Consider the following 2,520-nt stretch of genomic DNA (forward strand, 5'->3'; position numbering starts at 1 on the left):
CGCCGCCCTGGGGGCGCTGCTGGCCGACCGCACCCGCGCCGCCTTCTGCCTCGCGCTGCTCGACGGCCGCGCATGGACAGCGACGGAACTGGCACAGCTCGCGGGGATCGCACCGTCCACAGCGACCAGCCACCTGAACCGGCTGGTGACCGGCGGCCTGCTGGCCGAGGAGCGCAAGGGCCGGCACCGCTATGTGCGCCTGGCGGACCCAGCCATCGCCGAGATGATCGAAGCCCTGGCCGCCCGGGCAACCGCAACAGCTCGTCCCGTCCGCTCGCTCGTTGCCGCCCGCCAGCACCGTGCCGTGGCCTGCGCCCGCATCTGTTACGATCATCTCGGCGGCTCCTTGTCCGTGGCGATCACCGACGCGATGACCGAACAGGGATTTTTGGACTCGGAGTTCGGCCCGGTCCTTACTCCCTCGGGCGCCGCATGGCTCACGGACACGGGCATCACCCAGGAAACGGCACCACACGTACGCACGTGCCTGGACTGGATGGAGCGGCGCTTGCATCTGGCGGGCGCGGCCGCCGCAGCCGTATTCCACCATGCGGTTCAGGAGTCCTGGCTCGTGCCGGCAGGAGGCTCCCGCGTCGTGCGGCTGACGGACCAGGGGCGCGACGCCTTCCGACGGCACCTGGGCCTGACTGACGAGGCACTCACGGCTCGCTGAGCTTGTTCTTCATGTCCGGCGATTACCCGTCCGGGCGATCATCTTCAGGGCATCGTTCGAAGCCGGAGCATAAAGAACAAGATAAGGGCTTGCAGAGAATCAAGGGCCTGTCAATCGAATGGCCCTGTCTCACATTCGGTGGCGCAGAGTCGTGAGAGGTCGTTGTTGTACAGACGGTGTTCTCAGGGCTGTCTCCGCTGGTCATCGAGAGATGTGGTCGACGAGGGTGAGCGGATCGTGGTGCGGGCACGCACTCCACAGGACACCACGGTCTGCCCTGTGTGCGGGACGTCGTCGGGACGCGTGCACGGCTACCGCTGGCGGACGGCGGCTGACGTTCCGGTCGACGGGCAGCGGGTGGTGGTCCGTGTGCGGGTGCGGCGTCTGGCGTGTCCTACGCTCGGCTGCCGTCACACCTTTCGCGAGCAGGTGGCCGGAGCCCTGGAGCAATACCAGCGGCGCACGGCCCGGCTGGCCAGGCAAGTCAAGGCCGTGGTTAAGGAGTTAGCTGGCCGGGCAGAGACACGTTTGCTGGCGATGCTCTCGATGGGCCTGTCGCGTCACACGGCCCTGCGCGCCCTATTGCGCATCCGGCTACCCAGGCGCCGGGTGGCCCGCGTGATCGGCGTCGACGACTTCGGTCTGCGCCGGCGGCACCGCTATGCCACCGTGGTGATCGACGCCGACCCATGAGCGGATCGACGTGCTGCCCGACGCACCGCCGACACCCTGGAGACGTGGCTGCACGAGCATCCGGACATCGAGATCGTGTGCCGCGACGGCTCGGCCGCCTACGCAGAGGCCATCCGCCGCGCCCTGCCCGACGCGGTACAGGTCGCCGACAGGTGGTATCTATGGCACCGCCTGTGCGAAGCCGCCCTGAGCGAGGTCAAGGCACACAGCTGCTGGGCCACCGTGCTGGACGCACCCCTCTGCAACGGGCCCCGCGCACAGACCGCCCTGGAACGCTGGCACCAGGTCCAGGACCTGCTCAACCGGGGCGTGGGCCTGCTCGAATACGCCCGCCCTCTGCAACTGGCCCTGAATACTGTCAAACGCTACTCGCGAGCCAACCGGCCCGAGCGGATGCTCCGCGTCCCCAAATACCGCGCCAGCCTCGTCGATCCCTACCGCGAGCACCTACGCAAACGCCGGTCCGAGGACCCCGCCGTCCCCGTCAAGCACCTCTTCGAGGAGATCAAGTCCCTCGGCTTCACCAACTGCCTCAACCTACCGCACAAGTACATCAACCAGGGCCGCGCGGACGCCGACCGCAGTAACATCTCCCGCGCCGACTCGCCCGGATGCTCCTCACCAGACCCGACAACCTCAAAGCCGAACACCACGACCTCCTGCCTTGGCTCGCAGCCGCCTGCCCCGAGATGAGCCAACTGGCGGCCCGTATGGGGGCTTCGCCCAGCTCCTGACACCTCACGCCGCAAACGCTCACACGCTCGCACGCTGGATCGTCCAGGTCCGCGAAGTCGATCTGCCCCATCTGCATTCCTCACCCGGGGCCTGAAGCGAGACGGCGACGCCCTGATCGCCGCGCTCACACTCCCGTACAGCAACGGCCCGACTGAGGGCGTCAACACCAAGACCAAGCGGATCGCACGCGACGCACGGACGAGCAGGCTTCCCCCTTACGCCACCGCATCCTCCTCAGATAGCAGCACTCTCCGTCACCACCGAATGTGAGACAGGACCAATCGAATGGTGTGGGGCTGTAAAAGGAACGGTGTAACTCCGATCATGGAGGATTGCACCTGTGACCAGCGAGAACACAGTCGAGGCAGAGTCCGGGACCGTGGCCGTGGAGGCGGCGCTGCCAGCGGCGGCGGACGAGA

At 67.4% G+C, this 2,520-nt stretch carries 1 protein-coding gene and 1 pseudogene; both read left to right on the forward strand.

Annotated features, from left to right (window positions below):
• Positions 1-673 (forward strand): ArsR/SmtB family transcription factor (locus ACFPP6_RS36330; protein WP_382051124.1); only part of this gene is annotated, 673 nt, incomplete at its 5' end.
• Between the two features lie 176 nt (positions 674-849).
• Positions 850-2,343: pseudogene (locus tag ACFPP6_RS36335) on the forward strand (ISL3 family transposase).
• Positions 2,344-2,520: the final 177 nt, after the last annotated feature.

This window comes from Streptomyces aureoversilis (assembly GCF_042657885.1).
In the GTDB taxonomy this organism is placed as follows: Bacteria; Actinomycetota; Actinomycetes; order Streptomycetales; family Streptomycetaceae; genus Streptomyces; species Streptomyces aureoversilis.